General features: G+C 62.5%; 17 protein-coding genes. 3 read left to right on the forward strand and 14 right to left on the reverse strand.

The genetic code is table 11. The annotated features are described in order from the left end of the window. Window positions 1-184 precede the first annotated feature (184 nt). Window positions 185-775 (forward strand): hypothetical protein, encoded by a 591-nt coding sequence (locus G474_RS23380; RefSeq protein WP_156919233.1) that lies wholly within the window; start codon window positions 185-187, stop codon window positions 773-775. Here G474_RS23380 and G474_RS0110400 read toward each other — a convergent pair. The 3 genes from G474_RS0110400 to G474_RS0110410 form a co-directional block, all read right to left on the reverse strand. Further along, entirely contained in the window at window positions 738-1,910 is a 1,173-nt protein-coding gene (locus G474_RS0110400; protein ID WP_026686918.1) for a hypothetical protein, read from the reverse strand. The two genes, G474_RS23380 and G474_RS0110400, sit on opposite strands and share 38 nt — an antisense overlap. Further along, window positions 1,907-3,415: an SH3 domain-containing protein gene (locus G474_RS0110405; protein ID WP_026686919.1), complete on the reverse strand. Its 1,509-nt coding sequence runs from the start codon at window positions 3,413-3,415 to the stop codon at window positions 1,907-1,909. The genes G474_RS0110400 and G474_RS0110405 overlap by 4 nt, the downstream gene beginning before the upstream one ends. Before the next feature lie 261 nt (window positions 3,416-3,676). Continuing rightward, window positions 3,677-4,543: an AraC family transcriptional regulator gene (locus tag G474_RS0110410; protein WP_026686920.1), complete on the reverse strand. Its 867-nt coding sequence runs from the start codon at window positions 4,541-4,543 to the stop codon at window positions 3,677-3,679. A gap of 135 nt (window positions 4,544-4,678) precedes the next feature. On the opposite strand from G474_RS0110410, the gene G474_RS0110415 reads away from it, so the two are divergent. Next, the gene (locus G474_RS0110415; protein ID WP_026686921.1) at window positions 4,679-4,897 is read left to right on the forward strand and encodes a hypothetical protein; all 219 of its coding nucleotides are present in this window, start codon (window positions 4,679-4,681) and stop codon (window positions 4,895-4,897) included. Between the two features lie 143 nt (window positions 4,898-5,040). Here the strand turns inward: G474_RS0110415 and infA are convergent, their stop codons facing one another. The 4 genes from infA to G474_RS0110440 all read right to left on the reverse strand — a co-directional run bounded on the left by infA (window position 5,041) and on the right by G474_RS0110440 (window position 8,319). After that, window positions 5,041-5,298 carry a translation initiation factor IF-1 gene (gene infA / locus G474_RS0110420; protein ID WP_026686922.1) on the reverse strand — a complete coding sequence of 86 codons (258 nt, stop codon included), beginning with the start codon at window positions 5,296-5,298 and terminating at the stop codon, window positions 5,041-5,043. Between the two features lie 135 nt (window positions 5,299-5,433). Further along, window positions 5,434-5,796: a hypothetical protein gene (locus G474_RS0110425; RefSeq protein WP_026686923.1), complete on the reverse strand. Its 363-nt coding sequence runs from the start codon at window positions 5,794-5,796 to the stop codon at window positions 5,434-5,436. A 367-nt stretch (window positions 5,797-6,163) separates the two neighbouring features. Then, on the reverse strand, window positions 6,164-6,367 hold the full coding sequence (locus tag G474_RS0110435) for a cold-shock protein (RefSeq protein WP_026686924.1): 204 nt from the start codon (window positions 6,365-6,367) through the stop codon (window positions 6,164-6,166). A gap of 350 nt (window positions 6,368-6,717) precedes the next feature. Continuing rightward, window positions 6,718-8,319, reverse strand: a complete 1,602-nt coding sequence (locus G474_RS0110440) for a peptide chain release factor 3 (RefSeq protein WP_245589344.1) — start codon at window positions 8,317-8,319, stop codon at window positions 6,718-6,720. Window positions 8,320-8,526: 207 nt separating this feature from the next. Here G474_RS0110440 and G474_RS0110445 point away from each other — a divergent pair, with 207 nt between their 5' ends. Next, entirely contained in the window at window positions 8,527-8,904 is a 378-nt protein-coding gene (locus tag G474_RS0110445; protein WP_026686926.1) for an oxidoreductase, read from the forward strand. Between the two features lie 12 nt (window positions 8,905-8,916). Here the strand turns inward: G474_RS0110445 and G474_RS0110450 are convergent, their stop codons facing one another. The 7 genes from G474_RS0110450 to G474_RS20420 all read right to left on the reverse strand — a co-directional run bounded on the left by G474_RS0110450 (window position 8,917) and on the right by G474_RS20420 (window position 15,028). Next, window positions 8,917-9,621 carry an ABC transporter ATP-binding protein gene (locus tag G474_RS0110450; protein ID WP_026686927.1) on the reverse strand — a complete coding sequence of 235 codons (705 nt, stop codon included), beginning with the start codon at window positions 9,619-9,621 and terminating at the stop codon, window positions 8,917-8,919. Further along, window positions 9,614-10,390, reverse strand: coding sequence for an ABC transporter ATP-binding protein (locus G474_RS0110455; RefSeq protein ID WP_026686928.1), 777 nt, complete (start codon window positions 10,388-10,390; stop codon window positions 9,614-9,616). Before G474_RS0110455 ends, G474_RS0110450 begins: the two co-directional genes overlap by 8 nt. Continuing rightward, a complete protein-coding gene (locus G474_RS0110460) occupies window positions 10,387-11,478 on the reverse strand; it encodes an ABC transporter permease subunit (RefSeq protein WP_084513703.1) in 1,092 nt (363 codons plus the stop codon). Before G474_RS0110460 ends, G474_RS0110455 begins: the two co-directional genes overlap by 4 nt. Then, on the reverse strand, window positions 11,475-12,398 hold the full coding sequence (locus tag G474_RS0110465; protein ID WP_026686930.1) for a branched-chain amino acid ABC transporter permease: 924 nt from the start codon (window positions 12,396-12,398) through the stop codon (window positions 11,475-11,477). Before G474_RS0110465 ends, G474_RS0110460 begins: the two co-directional genes overlap by 4 nt. A gap of 71 nt (window positions 12,399-12,469) precedes the next feature. Further along, complete coding sequence (locus G474_RS20415; protein ID WP_051282212.1) at window positions 12,470-13,819, reverse strand: branched-chain amino acid ABC transporter substrate-binding protein; 1,350 nt, start codon at window positions 13,817-13,819, stop codon at window positions 12,470-12,472. A 119-nt stretch (window positions 13,820-13,938) separates the two neighbouring features. Further along, window positions 13,939-14,244, reverse strand: a complete 306-nt coding sequence (locus G474_RS0110475; protein ID WP_026686931.1) for a c-type cytochrome — start codon at window positions 14,242-14,244, stop codon at window positions 13,939-13,941. Between the two features lie 154 nt (window positions 14,245-14,398). Next, window positions 14,399-15,028, reverse strand: coding sequence for a LysE family transporter (locus tag G474_RS20420; protein ID WP_043464030.1), 630 nt, complete (start codon window positions 15,026-15,028; stop codon window positions 14,399-14,401). Between the last annotated feature and the right edge of the window lie 4 nt (window positions 15,029-15,032).

Below are 15,032 nucleotides of genomic sequence, written 5' to 3' on the forward strand. Positions count from 1 at the left end.
GGCGACTGGGGCATAGAGCCGAGAAGCACAAAACGCAAAAGGGGCTAGCTCACATTTCCGGGAAAGAAAGCATTTCGACGCACATAGCATGCCTGTGCAGTGGTCGATTGTCCGCTAATGCGACGAGAGGGGCCTAGCTCAGATTATCGCTCTTTCCGCCGACGATACCGCAGCAGGAGGGGTAATGAAACATCCGGTACGCTGGCCAGCCCGACTGGTTTGCACTGTGGCGCTGGCGATTCTGGCAGCTCTGATCGGACTAAGCTGGCCGGATCTCGAAATTGGCCTGGCGCTTGAGCAATCGCCATTGGGCTGGCTTCAGGCTGCCTGCCTAGTGGCATGCGCATCGGTGACAGGAACACTGGCCTGTCAGAGTGAAAGGCGTGAGGCCGCAGGCTGGTGCCTGATTGCGCTAGCCTTTTTGGCAACTGCACTCGATGAACGTTTCATGGGACACGAGCGCCTTCAGGAATGGTTGTACTACGCTTGGTTAAAGGATATCGAGGGTGGATTGCGCTGGGCGCAGTCGGTAATGGGTGTGTATGGTCTGGCTGGACTGGCTCTGCTGGGCTGGCTGAGGCTGCACATGGACGCACAGGCACGGCGATGGGGTGTGGCGGCAGTGCTAGTCGGTTTGGCGGCAGTAGCCATGGATTTGACCTTCGAAACAGTAACGGCGCAGGTGCTTGAGGAAGTACTGGAATATTTGTCCGAGACCTTGCTACTGGCCGGATTATTTACCGAGGCAGGCATTCGGGCGTACCGGCCGCGCTGATGCGGGCGAGTTGCCCCTGCTCCGGCACGGCGGTTTCTATAATGGTGCCCCAAGCGGTCCCAAGGATTGGCGGTGTTTCTTTTTCCCGTTGAGGGTATTTTCTCCATTGGAACTTCTTGGCAGAAACAGTGAGCATTGGCAGACGCATGTCCGGCCAAGAAACTGTCAATTTGCTGTGCATGGCAAGTAGATAGGGATCGGAATCCGGCTCAGGCTTCAGTCGCTCGATAATGGCTGCACTGGCGCGAACCTCCTCTGGCAAGAAGAGAATGGCCCAGATGGCCGGCCTTAAACCGGCGCCAGCTTCCAGTTCCAGCCAGCCTCCGCCGAGGCAGGGATCACCGGTGTGCAGACTGGTCAGTCTTGCCGCAACCAGCCCCTGCGGGGTAACAAGCCAAACCGGGATGTTGGTTTTGGCGAGAATGGGTAACGGCTTTACGCTATCGAGCGGCTTGCTTGCATCCAGGGACAGTTTCAGTGGCAAACCGCGCTGGTAAGCCCAAGCCACAAGTACTTTAAGGGAATTCTCCTGCGTGCGGGAAACACGGATGCGCGTATGGCCATCGTTTTCCACATATTGTGCATGGTCGCGCACCGCCGGCCCCGCCCAAGCCATCGCTGCGAATTCGAGTTCGGTGTAAGCGGACTTCTCGGGTTCGTACCATGGTGAGTACTGCCAGCGCAGAGGGCGCACTGGCCGCTTGGCAGCCCCACCCTGTAGCCCAAGTTGCTGCACGCGACGAACCAACGCTTCGGTCAACCATTCCGGCACACTTCGCTCACTAGCGACAGCGTAATTAGTGATTCGGATACCAAGCAAATCCAGATCACCGTCGTAAGGGTTTGCCATCGTGCCATATCCCCAGCGTAATGCTGGCAACAATTGAGACAGTGGATAATCCAGTTGGTCGAGCGAAATGGCTGCCACGTTGTCCAGAAGCCGCTGACGGTGCTTATCCGGAAAGGCAATGGCTTTTAGTTGCTCTTCGCCCGACTGACGCGGTAGCGGGGCTAACAGGGAGCTTTGCCAAAGCTTGCCAAGCTGTTGCGCAACTTCATCGTCGCCTGCCTTTGCCGGCAGCACCAACAGCACTCCAGTCAGCATAAGAACCCTGGAAAACAAAGACCGCCTCATGTGCAAGTTACCAGGTTGTACAGCGACAGCGAATGCCAGCGGCCATTCTCGTTAACCTCCAGCTGATAGATATTTTGCTCATACCAGCCGGCAACCGGGCGCAAATACCAGCCCCGCCAGGCGGAGCCGGATGCACCAGCCAGCTGTGGGAAATTCCGTTGGCTGACCGAGTGATCCTCTTTGATCGTGGTCCGCAAGTCCACTACCCCGTCACCGTCAAGATCAATTTCAGCCTGGATGCGGTGACTGAAAGTCGTCTCGTCGGAATACAGCGGTTCAAGCCAGGTGCGCCGCTTCAGCGTAACTCTGGCCTGCGCCGGGTCTATCGGCACGCTGCTGATGAAGGCCGCGTGCAGCGTACCTGCGACAGGTTCAGGAAAAACAAGCTCGGCATTGGTCGCTTCGCTGCCGTCCGAGCAGCTACCCCCACCATAGCTGACCTTGCGAAGCTGCCCGCGTACTAATCCCTTATCGGTCACTCCCCAGACCGGCAGAGCGGTAGCCAACGTAACAAATTCGAATTTCCCATCCCAGCCGGTTTGCATCCGGGAAAGGTCGCCAGATGAGTCTTCACGCTGGAAAGTGGTACTGACCGCCGCGCGATGTACTTTGGCCATTTCGAAGACATCAGCGAGGGACGCAGCACTGTTTCCGTCGAACTTTATGCGATACCCAACGCCCTGGCCTAAAGGCATTTTGAAACGCCCAACGAGCGGCCCTCCTGCCCAGCCGACAGCCCAGCGTTCGTCATGGAAAAAGGAGCGCTCAGCCTTCTGGGAAAGCCGAGATTGTTCTGTATAACGCGCCGCCTGGCGCGCCTCCAGTACTTCACCCAAGGTTGCCGTGATGGCCCGGCGAACAAGGGGAGTGCTACCAGACGAGAAATCCGCCGTTAGCGCCTTGCGCATCGCGCGCAACTGTTCCGCGCGCGCTTTATATAAGGCCTCGAGCTTTCCCGGCATGGGCTTGAGGCTATGTGCCGGCAACCAGGTAAGCCCCGCCAGCAATCGCTCGTAATCAACATAGGTGCGAAGGGAAGGCGAGAGGGCGAAGTGCTTTTCGAACTGCTGGAACAATTGCTCGAAGATGCGCTGGAATTCGACCGGAGATTTTTCATAAGCCCAGCCCCAATCGACTGATTCGCTGGGCAAATCATGCCGGGAACGAGCCGCCAACCGGTTCAGTTCGAGAATGAGGTCGGCTGTTTCTGTTTCTATGGCGGCCAACGTCAGAGCCTGGCGGGCAAGGTACTGGCAATCCGTATAGCCAGGCCGCTCAAGTGCTGACGCTGTAATCTCGCACCAACGGCCGTTGCTATTACGCAGGGTGACCGCTTGGTTGATCTTCAGGCGTGCCTGCACGGGGGCGCCCACAGACGGTTGAGCACGCACGTTGAGCGTAGTCGCGTTGACATAACGAATGTCCTCCACAGCAGCGCCGACTGGCTGTACCAACAGCAAAGCAAGCAGCCATGGCAGCTTGTCCGCGACCTTATTGAGAGCCATAAAATGAATCGTTTTGCTGAAATGTACGGATAATCGGAAAAGCGCGAAGATTGGCTCAGCGCCTTTACTTATGCCAGTATCTTGAGGCTAAAAACAGCTGTCAAGAATGTTCTTGAAGGAACCCATCAAACCGAGTGCCATGGGGCCATGCTCTTTTTTCGGGGACGAAAGCATTTAGTACGCTAAGCATATCGGTACCGGAATCGACTGTCCGTGCCGCTGCCCGGACCGCCCCCGGCGGCTACCGGGCAGTGCAATCGGCTACTTCAACGGCAGATAGATGTCCGTCAGCAGATCCGCTTCCGCAGTTTGCGGGAGCAGATTCAGATATTGAAAATACAGCGGAAAGTCGCGCAGTTCCTCGCCGCTTGCCGGTAGCCACTCGCGATACAGCGGGTAGATGCTTTCGCCGATGCGGGTATGCGAGCCGACATGGCGCACCCGCGCGCAGCGGCCGCCGGGAATGTGCTTGGTGACGACGCCCTGCGCATTGGGCGGCACCTCGGCCTGCACTTCGCCGGCAATGTCGAAGCGGAATTGGTCCGGCGGCGTCGTGTCGGGGTTGTCGTAGGCGATGCCGAAGGTACGGCTGCGCTCCTTGGGCGACAGCCCGCTTTGCTGCCGCCAGGCGATGAACTGGCCGACCGATTCATTGACGCGTTCGGCCGGGCCGCGGTGCTCGTACACGGCAACCGCCGTGGGGGTGAAATTGACGATTTCGACCTGCATGTTTCTGGTCCTTTCCGGGATACGGAATCGATAGCGCTCGTGCCACGAGACCCAATCCGGCGCTTTGCGGAATGCGGAAGGCGATTTGCCGAAGACATTCCGGAAGGCGCGGGAAAACGATTCCGGGCTTTCAAAGCCGGCCTCCAGCGCGATGTCGATCACCTTCACCTTGCGATTGAAGGCCAGTTGGTAGCTGGCCCGCCGCAAACGCAGCAGGAGAACGTAACGACCGACGCTGGCGCCGACAAAGTCGGCGAATTGCCGGTGGAAATGGAATTTGGAAAAGTTGGCGACCTGGCTCAGTTGTTCCAGGTCCAGGTTTTCATCGAGATGGGCCTCGATGTAATCCAACACCCTGCCCAATCGTGCCGCGTAGGCCTGCGCCCTGGTTTCGCTCATCGTCTTTCCTCTATCCACGGTGGCACTATGCGCGACGCCGTGGCGGAAATCCTGACGCCGATTGCTCTATATCCCCGCCGCCCTCGCCCGCGTTGCGCGGCATGCAGCATAACTGGCTCGGCAAGCCGGCAAGCCTTGGATGGCTTGCGAACCTGGGCCACTTGGATCCAGACGTGGACGCATCGCAACAAGGCCGTCATCGCCGACTCCCCCAGCCTCGCCGGCCACCAGGTCTACGCCTGCGGCGCCCCGGTGATGATAGACGCGGCCCGCAAGGATTTCCTCGCCCAGTGCGCCCTGCCCGAAGAGGAGTTCTACTCGGACGCCTTCACCTTCTCGGCCCCGGGCAAGTGATCTGAGTTTGAGACCCAGCAAAAAGCCCGGCTGTTTGCCGGGCTTTTTTTGACTGCAACAGCAGCGGAAAGGCAGCAAGCTGGTTGGACCGCTCACTGCCCAAGCGCCCCTTGCATGCGGAACGCCCTGCAGATAGCAAGGTATTACCGGTGACGCGCCCGTGCGGCAGGCGGGGTGCGCCCCTCGATGTGGCGGAAAGTGATCCGCCCCTTCGTCAGGTCATAGGCGGACATTTCCAGGGACACCTTGTCGCCCGCCAGCACGCGGATGTGGTTCTTGCGCATCTTGCCGCCGCTATAGGCCACCAGCGTGTGGCCGTTGTCCAGGGTGACGCGAAAACGTGAATCGGGCAGCACCTCCATCACAACGCCTTGCATTTCAATGGGTTCTTCCTTGGCCATGGTCGTTTCTCCAGGGGTAAGTCATCAGGACAAGCCCGAAGGAAACAGGGCTCTGGGTAAAAGTTTTCTCGAACTTCCGGGGCGACTCACAGCCCCCCGGAACTTCTTTTCTGGCGTGTGCCCATCGGGCACCCGTCATTCAGTGGGGGCGAATCCGTAGTAGGAGCCGTAGGCCGACGGTGCCGGCGCGTAGGCGGCGACCTTGATCGCATCGGCCAGGGTGACCTGATTGGTGAGGCCATCGACTCCGTCCGCCTCCTCCTGCCACCGCGCTTCGACCTCCTGGTCGCTCAGGCCGTCGAGCTGGAGGTTTCTGTCGAACCGTTCCGAGCGGTATTCAAAAGCCGTGTCATGGGCGATGAACAGGGTATGGGGACAGGCGGTGATGTGGGTCTCGTCCACTGGATCTGCACCCATGACCCGAGTGCCACAGAAAGGGCAATGGACCGGGGTGTAGTAGAAGGTCTTGAGCTCGGTACGCTGAATGGCATTGCTCATGCTGTACTCCGTGTCGTTTGAGACGGCTTGCCCTGAATGCTGCCAGCCCGCCCGCCTCGTAAGGTTTATCGCTGTGTTGCCGGATAGCAACGAAGGTCGGAATGGGACAGACCGGCCAGTTCGCCAACGACTCGATTGACCCCTTGTCCCAGGAGCCACCAGGCGTCTCCATAGGGCAGGACGGCAATGCGCGCGTCGGCACAGAGCTTTTGAGCTATCGCTCTTTGTTGTTCTAGATTCATTGATTTTCTTGCTGGGTGTGCATGGGAATCGGTGTGACTCGATTCCACTCCCCTGCCAACCTTCAGGCTGGCCAAGGGGGACAAGCGGCTGCATGGATGCAGCCGCCCGGGTTGATGCGGTGCGATCAGGCGACCTGGATGTTGCTGGCCTGCTTGCCCTTGGGGCCGGTCGTGATGTCGAAATTGACACGCTGACCTTCAGCAAGGGTCTTGAAACCCTGGGATTGAATCGCAGAAAAGTGGGCGAAAAGATCTTCGCCCCCGCCGTCGGGGGTAATGAAGCCGAAACCTTTGGAATCGTTAAACCACTTGACGCTACCTGTTGCCATATCTTGAATCTCCGAAAAATGACGGGGCAAAGCCCCTGGGTGGGGCGAGATCAAGAGGGCGAGGTAAAAATGGGGGAATGCGACCGCAGAAACGCGGGTACTAGACCAACAAGATAACAACACAATCAGAAATCGCTGCGGTGCACAATACGCAGGATTGCGCCACAAAGCAAACGAAATCTGGAATTCCCGAAATCTCCGTGCCCACGGGCCCGGCGTGAATACGCCGGAACCCGGGGTCCCCGGCGTATCCGGCGCTCATCCAGCCACAGAAATCTGCGGAGAAAAGCCGGACCTCCGCCCCCGGCAGCTGCGCCGGAAGTCCCGCCTTCACCCGCAGCAGCTGAGGCTCAGCCCTGCAGCATCAACCCCGCGTGTTCCCGCATCAGGTGGAATTCGATCTTGGGGAAGCGTTCCCGGGTCAGGTCCAGGTCGAAGCGGGAGGTCATCAGGCAGGTGGGAGCTTCGGCGGCGTCCAGGAACATCTTGGCGCCATTGGCGTGCACGAAGCGGTTCAGTTCCACCGGGTCCGGGCAGGTGACCCAGCGGGCACCGGCGTAGTTGGCGGCGCCCAGGCGCACCTCCACCCCGTATTCGGTCTTCAGCCGGTGGGCCACCACTTCGAACTGCAGCTGACCGATGGCGCCCAGGAGCATCAGGCTGCCCATCATGGGCTTGAAGACCTGGATGGCGCCTTCTTCCCCCAGTTCCTGCAGGCCCTTGTTGAGCTGCTTGCTCTTCATGGGGTCGGCCAGCTCCACGGTGCGGAACAGTTCCGGGGCGAAGAAGGGCAGGCCCGTGTATTGCAGCAGTTCGCCTTCGGAGAGGGTGTCCCCCAGCTGCAGGCCCCCGTGGGTGGTGATGCCGATCACGTCGCCGGCAAAGGCCTCATCCACCCGGTCCCGGCGCTGGGAGAGGAAGGTGACCACGTTGGTGGGGCGCATTTCCTTGTTGGTGCGGCGCACCTTGAGGCGCATGCCGGGCTCGAACTTGCCCGAGCAGACCCGCAGGAAGGCGATCCGGTCCCGGTGGGCCGGGTCCATGTTGGCCTGGATCTTGAACACCACGCCGGAGAATTTTTCCTCCTCGGGCTTCACTTCCCGGGACAGGGCGAGACGGGGACCGGGAGCCGGGGCCAGGTCCACCAGGGCATCCAGCACTTCCTGGACACCGAAGTTGTTGATGGCAGAACCGAAGAACACCGGGGTCTGGCGCCCGGCCAGGAATTCCTCCCGCTCGAAGGCGGGCATGGCTTCCCGCACCAGTTCCATTTCCTGGCTGGCGGTGGCGTACTCGGCGCCGAAACGGGCGGCCAGGGCCGCCGTGTCGGTGCCGTCGAGCATTTCGTCCTCGTCGGAGCGGCGGTCCTCACCGGGACGGAACACCCGCATGGAGTCGTTGCGCAGGTTGTAGATGCCGTGGAAGCGTTTGCCCTGGCCGATGGGCCAGGCCAGCGGCGCGCAGGGCATGCCCAGGGTAGCTTCGATTTCGTCGAGCAGGTCCAGGGGGTCCCGCACTTCCCGGTCCAGCTTGTTGATGAAGGTCAGGATGGGCGTATTGCGCGCCCGGCAGACCTCGATCAGGCGCAGGGTCTGGGCTTCCACCCCGTTGGCGGCGTCGATCACCATCAGGGCCGCGTCCACGGCCGTGAGCACCCGGTAGGTATCTTCGGAAAAGTCCTGGTGGCCCGGGGTGTCGAGCAGGTTGATGACGCAGTCCCGGTACTCCATCTGCATCACCGAGGAGGCCACGGAAATACCCCGCTGCTTTTCGATTTCCATCCAGTCCGAGGTGGCGTGGCGGCTGGCCTTGCGGGCCTTGACGCTGCCGGCGATCTGGATCGCGCCTGCGAACAGCAGCAGCTTTTCGGTCAGCGTGGTCTTACCCGCATCCGGGTGGGAGATGATGGCAAAGGTGCGGCGGCGGGCCACTTCCTGGGCGATGGGGGACACGAGCACTCCTGGCAGCAGCAGGCCAAGTGCCTGATGCATCGCAACAAAAACGCGGAATGATACGGAGCCGGAGGTTTCCCGGCAAGCTGCCGCAGCGGGGACCGGCGGCGCCCTTGACTCAGGTCAAGCCCTGGAAAGGCTGCCCGGGGCAGACTGGTGCCCTTTTCGCGCCTTTTCCCAACCCTTTGAATGCATAAGGAAAGCCTCATGAACGGATTCCGCATCGTCGTGATCGGTGCCGGTGAAACCGGAACCCCCCTGCTCAAGCAGCTGTTTACCGCCCCCTACGTCCAGGTCCTGGGCGTGGCCGACCTGGACCTGAGCCTGCCCGGCATCGCCCTGGCCAAGGAGCACGGGGTGGCCACCACCAACGACTTCATGACCCTGGTGAGCAAGGGCAAGGAAGTGGACATCATCATCGACGTGACCGGCGCCCCCAAGGTGCGCGAGACCCTGCGCAAGTACATGGTGGATACGGGCAACGACCACACCCTGATCATGCACGAGCGCATCGCCCTGCTGATGATGTCCCTCTCCGCCGGCCAGCTGGTGACCGGCAAGCACGACAAGCTGGAATACAACTGAGCCCCCGGGGGATCACTCCCCCAGATAGGCCGCCCGTACCCGGGGATCGGCCAGCAGTTCGGCGGAGGGGCCCGTGTGGCTGATGCCGCCGCTTTCCATGACGTAGGCCCGCTGGCTCACTTCCAGGGCCAGACGGGCGTTCTGCTCCACCAGCAGGATGGTCATGCCCTGGGCCGCCACGGCCTGGATCACCTCGAAGATCTTCTGCACCATCAGGGGCGCCAGGCCCATGGAAGGCTCGTCCAGCAACAGCAGTTTCGGCCGCCCCATCAGGGCCCGGCCGATGGCGAGCATCTGCTGTTCGCCGCCGGAGAGGGTGCCGGCCAGCTGTCCGGCCCGTTCCCGAAGGCGGGGAAAATGGCCATAGACCTGCTCCAGATCCCGGGCGATTTCCGCTCTGTCGTTGCGGATGTAGGCGCCCATCATCAGGTTCTCGGCCACCGTCAGGCGGGGGAACACGCCCCGGCCTTCCGGCACCAGGGCGATGCCACTGCCCAGCACCTCATGGGCGGGCAGGCGGGTGATGTCCCGGCTGGCGAAATGCACGTCACCGCCAGCCGCATCCAGCACCCGGGCGATGGCTTTCAGGGTGCTGGTCTTGCCGGCGCCGTTGGCGCCGATCAGGGCCACCATTTCCCCTTCGCTGACGTGGAAGGTGATGCTCCTGACGGCCTGGATACCGCCATAGGCGACCCGGAGTCCGGTGACTTCAAGCATTTTCGGGCACCTCCCCCAGATAGGCTTCGATCACCCGTTTGTCCTTCTGCACCACGGCGGGCACGTCCTCGCAGATTTTCTGGCCATAGTCGAGCACCGCCAGCCGGTCGCACAGGCCCATCACCAGTTTCACGTCGTGTTCGATCAGCAGCACCGTGGTGCCATCCTTCCTGATGCCTTGGATCAGCACCTTGAGTTCTTCGGTTTCGGCCCCGTTCATGCCGGCGGCCGGCTCGTCCAGGCACAGGAGCTTGGGTTCCGTGGCCAGGGCCCGGGCGATTTCCAGGCGGCGCTGGTCGCCGTAGGAGAGGTTACGCGCCAGGTCACCGGCCCGGTCGGCAATGCCCACGTAATGGAGCAGCTCCTCGGCCCGGCGGCGGATGGCGGCTTCCTCCTCCCGGGTGGCCCGGTTGCGCAGGATGGCGCCGAGCACCCCGGTGCGGGTACGCACGTGGCGGCCCACCATGACGTTCTCCAGGGCCGTCATCTGGCCGAACAGGCGGATGTTCTGGAAAGTCCGGGCTATGCCCCGCACGGCGGCCTTCTGGGGCGCATCGGCCTGGAGGGGCTGGCCGTCGAAGGTGAAGCCGCCCCCGTCAGGCACGTAGAGGCCGGTGAGGCAGTTGAAGAAGGTGGTCTTGCCTGCCCCGTTGGGACCAATCAGGCCGTAAATCTCGCCCCGGCCTATGGTCAGGGACACATCGGTGAGGGCCTTCACCCCGCCGAAATGCTTGCACACCCCCCGGGCTTCCAGCAGCAATTCGCTCATGCCTTGCCCTCCTCGCCCGCCAGCAGTTCCCGCTTGCGTTCCCGGGAAGGCCACAGCCCCTGGGGCCGGAAACGCATCACCAGCACCAGGGCCAGGCCGAACACCAGCATGCGCAGGCTTTCCGGGTCCACCAGGACCTTGCCGAACAGGGCCTGCTGGGCCGGCACCACGCCAAAACGCAGGGCCTCGGGGAGGATGGAGAGCAGCACGGCCCCCAGAATCACGCCAGGAATATGGCCCATGCCCCCCAGCACCACCATGGCCAGAATCATGATCGATTCCATGAGGGAGAAGCTTTCCGGCGAGACGAAGCCCTGCATGGCCGCATACACGCCCCCGGCGATGCCGCCGAAACTGGCGCCCATGGCGAAGGCCAGCAGCTTCATGTTGCGGGTGTTGATACCCACGGCCTTGGCTGCCACCTCGTCCTCCCGGATCGCCTGCCAGGCCCGGCCGATGCGGGAATGCTGCAGGCGGTAGTTGATCAGCACCACCAGCACGCACAGGGCCAGCAGCAGGTAGTAGTACTTCTGCGGCCCCACCAGGGTGTAGCCGAACAGCTCCGTGCGGCCGGACAGCTTGAAGGCGCCGAAAGCGACGGGGTCGATCAGGGTGATGCCCTGAGGCCCGTTGGTGATGTTCACCGGAGCATTCAGGTTGTTCAGGAAGATGCGGATGATCTCCCCGAAACCCAGGGTGACGATGGCCAGATAGTCCCCCCGCAGACGCAGGGTGGGGGCCCCCAGCAGCACGCCGAACAGGCAGGCCAGCAGGGCGCCGATGGGCAGGATCACCCAGAAGGGCAGGTGCAGGCCGAAATGGGGGCTGGCCAGCAGGGCCCAGGTATAGGCGCCCACGGCATAGAAGGCGATATAGCCCAGGTCCAGAAGCCCGGCAAAACCCACGACGATGTTGAGCCCCAGGGCCAGGAACACGTAGAGGATGGCCAGGTCCAGGATGCGCACCCAGGCCTGGCCGCCCAGCATGGCGACGACGGGTAGAGCCAGCAGGATGGCGCCGCCGGTAAGGGCCAGGAATGCCGTGTGCCGGGGCAGGCGCAGCAGCCAGTGCAGAAAGGGATGTCTCATGCCCGTTCCCCCGTCTTTTCACCGAACAGGCCCGAGGGGCGGAACATCAGCACGCCGATCAGTACCACGAAAGCGAAGATGTCCTGGTAATGGCTGCCCAGGAAGCCCCCGGTCAGGTCGCCGATGTAACCGGCCGCCAGGGCCTCGATGATGCCCAGCAACAGGCCACCCAGCATGGCGCCCCCCAGGTTGCCGATGCCGCCCAGCACGGCGGCGGTGAAGGCCTTCAGGCCCAGCATGAAGCCCATCTGGTAGTGGGCGATCTCGTAATAGGCCCCCACCATGAAGCCGGCCAGGGCGCCCATGGCGGAGCCGATGATGAAGGCGGCGGCGATCACCCGGTTCACATTCACCCCCATCAGCTGGGCCACGGGCAGGTTCTGGGCCGTGGCGCGCATGGCCATGCCCAGCCGGGTGCGGTAGATGAGCAGCAGCAGACCGGCCATGGACAGTCCGGCCAAGACCACGATCAGGAGCTGCACATTGGAAAAATGGGCCCCCGCCACTTCGTAGGACACCTTCTCGATGATGGGCGGAAAGCTCAGGTAATTGCGGCTCCAGATGATCATGGCCAGGTTCTGCAGCACGATGGACATGCCGATGGCGGTGATCAGCGGCGTCAGCCGCGGCGCGTTGCGCAGGGGCCGGTAGGCGATGCGCTCCAGACTCCAGCCCAGGATCATGCACACCAGCATCGCCGCCAGCAGGGCCAGCACGGCCGCCAGCCCCATGGGCACCCCCAGGCCGAGGAGTATGCCCAGGACCGTGATGGACACCATGGTGCCTATCATCACCACTTCCCCGTGGGCGAAATTGATCAGCCCCATGATGCCGTACACCATGGTGTAGCCCAGGGCCACCAGAGCATAGATGCTGCCCTGGACAATGCCGTTGATGAGTTGCTGCAGGAAAGTATCCATGCCTATGGCTTAGTCCGGTAGACATGGAAACGGCGCCTAAAGGCGCCGTTTCCATGGGTTGAGGCCGATGCTTACTTGGCCGGGGCGGGAGCAGCAGGGGCTGCGGCTGCCGGAGCCGCCGGGGCCGGAGCTGCCGCCGGAGCCGCAGCAGCGGGAGCAGCAGCAGGTGCCGCGGCAGCCGCCTCAGCCGGGGCGGCCGGAGCAGCAGCCTCGGGGGCCGGAGCCGGGGCAGGGGCACCCAGGGTTTCCAGGTATTCCCACTTGCCTTCCTTGACCTGGTACAGGGAGATGGCGCCATCCTTCAGGTCGCCGTGCTCGTCGAACTGGATGGAGGCCGTCACGCCCTGGTAACTGGTCTTGGGCAGCTCGGCCAGGTACTTGGCGGGCTCCACGGAGTTGGCCCGCTTCATGGCGTCAGCCACGACCATCACGGCATCGTAGACGTAGGGGGCGTAGAGCTGGATTTCCTGGCTGTACTTGGCGGTGTACTTGGCCTTGAAATCGGGACCCTTGGGCATGTTGTCCACCGGCAGACCGGGCAGGGAGCAGAACTGGCCTTCGGTAGCCTCGCCGCCCAGCTTGATGAACTCGGGAGTGCAGCCGCCATCACCGGTGAGGAACTTGGTCTTGAGGCCCAGCTCCTTCATCTGCTTGGCCATGGGACCGGCCTGGGCGTCCATGCCGCCGAAGAAGACCAGGTCGGGCTTCTTGGACTTGATCTTGGTCAGGATGGCCTTGAAGTCGGTGGCCTTGTCGGTGGTGTACTCGGTGGTCACCACCTTGATGCCGGCGGCTTCGGCAGCCTTCTTGAACTCGTCGGCCAGACCCTGGCCATAGGCGGTACGGTCGTCAACGATGGCCACCTTCTTGATGCCCTGCTTGGCGGCGAACTCGCCCAGGGCCTTGCCCTGCTGCACGTCGTTGGCGAAGACGCGGAAGGCGGTGTTGAAGCCTTGCAGGGTGTAGGTGGGATTGGTGGAAGCGCCGGAAACCTGGGGAATGCCGGCATCGAAATAAATCTTGGAGGCCGGGATGGTGGTGCCGGAGTTCAGGTGGCCGATGACGCCACTGACCTTCTCATCCACCAGCTTCTGGGCCACCACGGTGCCTTGCTTGGGATCGGCCTGATCATCCTCGGAGAGCAGCTTGAAGGTGACGATGGCGCCGCCGATTTCCAGCTTCTGGGCGTTCAGGTCTTCGATGGCGAGCAGGGCGCCGTTCTCGTTGTCCTTGCCCAGGTGGGCCTGGGGACCGGTCATGGGGGCCACATGCCCCAGATTCACGGTGATTTCGGGCTTGGGCGGCGGCGCCACGGGGGCGGGAGCAGGCGGCGGCGGGGGCGGCTCTTCCTTGCCGCAACCCATCAGGGTGACGGCAGCAGCCAGGGCAAGCATGATTCCGGGAAAACGAGAGGTGGTCATTCAGCTTCTCCGCATGGGTAGGTCAGAAAGACCCGATTCTGGAAACACCCCCCGCCCTTGTCAAGCCGCGCGCATAAAAAAAGCCGGCCCGAGGCCGGCTTCTGCTGCGACAGGACAGCTTACTTCTTCAGGGACAGGACCCAGGTGACCAGCTTCTTGGCTTCGTCGTCGGTCACGTTGTTAGGAGGCATGGGCACGGGACCCCAGACGCCGGAGCCGCCCTTCTTCACCTTTTCAACCAGCTTGGCGGCATCGGCAGCCTTGTACTTGGCAGCCACGTCCTTGTAGGCGGGGCCAACCAGCTTCTTGTCGAGTGCGTGGCAGGACATGCAGTTCTTGGCCTTGGCCAGGGCTTCATCAGCATGGACCTGACCGGCCATCACGATACCAGCGGCGGCCATCATGGCTACGTAGATTGCTTTCATTACTCTCGCTCCGTTTATGGGTGGGTTAAACAGCGTTGGGATGTTAATTCAGAAGCCCGGCCTTGGAAACCGGCAGGAAACCATTTCTGCAATACTTGTCGGCTCCGTAGGGAAATAACGACACTCCCCCACGAAAGTTGACAGCCCCGGCGCCTCAGGGCGCACGCTCCATGCCTAGCATGGCCAGCCCCAGAAGGATGAAGGTGCCGCCGAACAGAAAGTTGCGCCAGCGGGCCAGACGGGGGGACTGGAACCAGGGCTGCAGGTGGGCCGCCAGGGTGGCGTACCCCCCCATCACCAGGGCATCCACGCCGCACATGGTGACGGCGATCAGGAGGTACTGCCAGACCAGGGGACGGGCCGGATCGATGAACTGGGGCACCAGGGCGGCCATGAACAGGACCGCCTTGGGATTGGAGAGATTCACCAGCACTCCGCGCCAGACCAGCCCACTGGCGGGCCAGACGGCACCGGTCTGCTGGGCCTGGACGGAGGCCATCCAGGCCGCCCGCCACTGGGCCAGCCCCAACCAGACCAGGTAGGCGGCCCCGCCCCAGCGCAGGATCTGGAAGGTGGTCTCCGAGGCGGCCAGGAGCGCGCCCGCGCCCAGGGCCACCACCGAGAGCTGCAGCAGCAGGGCCAGCTGCAGCCCCAGCACCAGGCGCCAGCCGCCCCGGCTGCCCTGGGCCAGTCCGGCGTTCATGGAAGCCACCGCCCCGGGTCCGGGGCTCAGGGAAGCCAGGAGATTGACGGCGAAGAAGGTCGCCCAGAGATGCAGATCCACAGAA

The sequence above is a fragment of the Azovibrio restrictus DSM 23866 genome, assembly GCF_000429665.1.
GTDB lineage: Bacteria > Pseudomonadota > Gammaproteobacteria > Burkholderiales > Rhodocyclaceae > Azovibrio > Azovibrio restrictus.

What these genes read in the sequence shown, in the direction of transcription:
- G474_RS23380 (WP_156919233.1), top strand. Translation starts at nt 185, where the DNA reads ATGAAACATCCGGTACGCTGGCCAGCCCGACTGGTTTGCACTGTGGCG.
- G474_RS0110400 (WP_026686918.1), bottom strand. Translation starts at nt 1,910, where the DNA reads ATGAGGCGGTCTTTGTTTTCCAGGGTTCTTATGCTGACTGGAGTGCTG.
- G474_RS0110405 (WP_026686919.1), bottom strand. Translation starts at nt 3,415, where the DNA reads ATGGCTCTCAATAAGGTCGCGGACAAGCTGCCATGGCTGCTTGCTTTG.
- G474_RS0110410 (WP_026686920.1), bottom strand. Translation starts at nt 4,543, where the DNA reads ATGAGCGAAACCAGGGCGCAGGCCTACGCGGCACGATTGGGCAGGGTG.
- infA (WP_026686922.1), bottom strand. Translation starts at nt 5,298, where the DNA reads ATGGCCAAGGAAGAACCCATTGAAATGCAAGGCGTTGTGATGGAGGTG.
- G474_RS0110425 (WP_026686923.1), bottom strand. Translation starts at nt 5,796, where the DNA reads ATGAGCAATGCCATTCAGCGTACCGAGCTCAAGACCTTCTACTACACC.
- G474_RS0110435 (WP_026686924.1), bottom strand. Translation starts at nt 6,367, where the DNA reads ATGGCAACAGGTAGCGTCAAGTGGTTTAACGATTCCAAAGGTTTCGGC.
- G474_RS0110445 (WP_026686926.1), top strand. Translation starts at nt 8,527, where the DNA reads ATGAACGGATTCCGCATCGTCGTGATCGGTGCCGGTGAAACCGGAACC.
- G474_RS0110450 (WP_026686927.1), bottom strand. Translation starts at nt 9,621, where the DNA reads ATGCTTGAAGTCACCGGACTCCGGGTCGCCTATGGCGGTATCCAGGCC.
- G474_RS0110455 (WP_026686928.1), bottom strand. Translation starts at nt 10,390, where the DNA reads ATGAGCGAATTGCTGCTGGAAGCCCGGGGGGTGTGCAAGCATTTCGGC.
- G474_RS0110460 (WP_084513703.1), bottom strand. Translation starts at nt 11,478, where the DNA reads ATGAGACATCCCTTTCTGCACTGGCTGCTGCGCCTGCCCCGGCACACG.
- G474_RS0110465 (WP_026686930.1), bottom strand. Translation starts at nt 12,398, where the DNA reads ATGGATACTTTCCTGCAGCAACTCATCAACGGCATTGTCCAGGGCAGC.
- G474_RS20415 (WP_051282212.1), bottom strand. Translation starts at nt 13,819, where the DNA reads ATGACCACCTCTCGTTTTCCCGGAATCATGCTTGCCCTGGCTGCTGCC.
- G474_RS0110475 (WP_026686931.1), bottom strand. Translation starts at nt 14,244, where the DNA reads ATGAAAGCAATCTACGTAGCCATGATGGCCGCCGCTGGTATCGTGATG.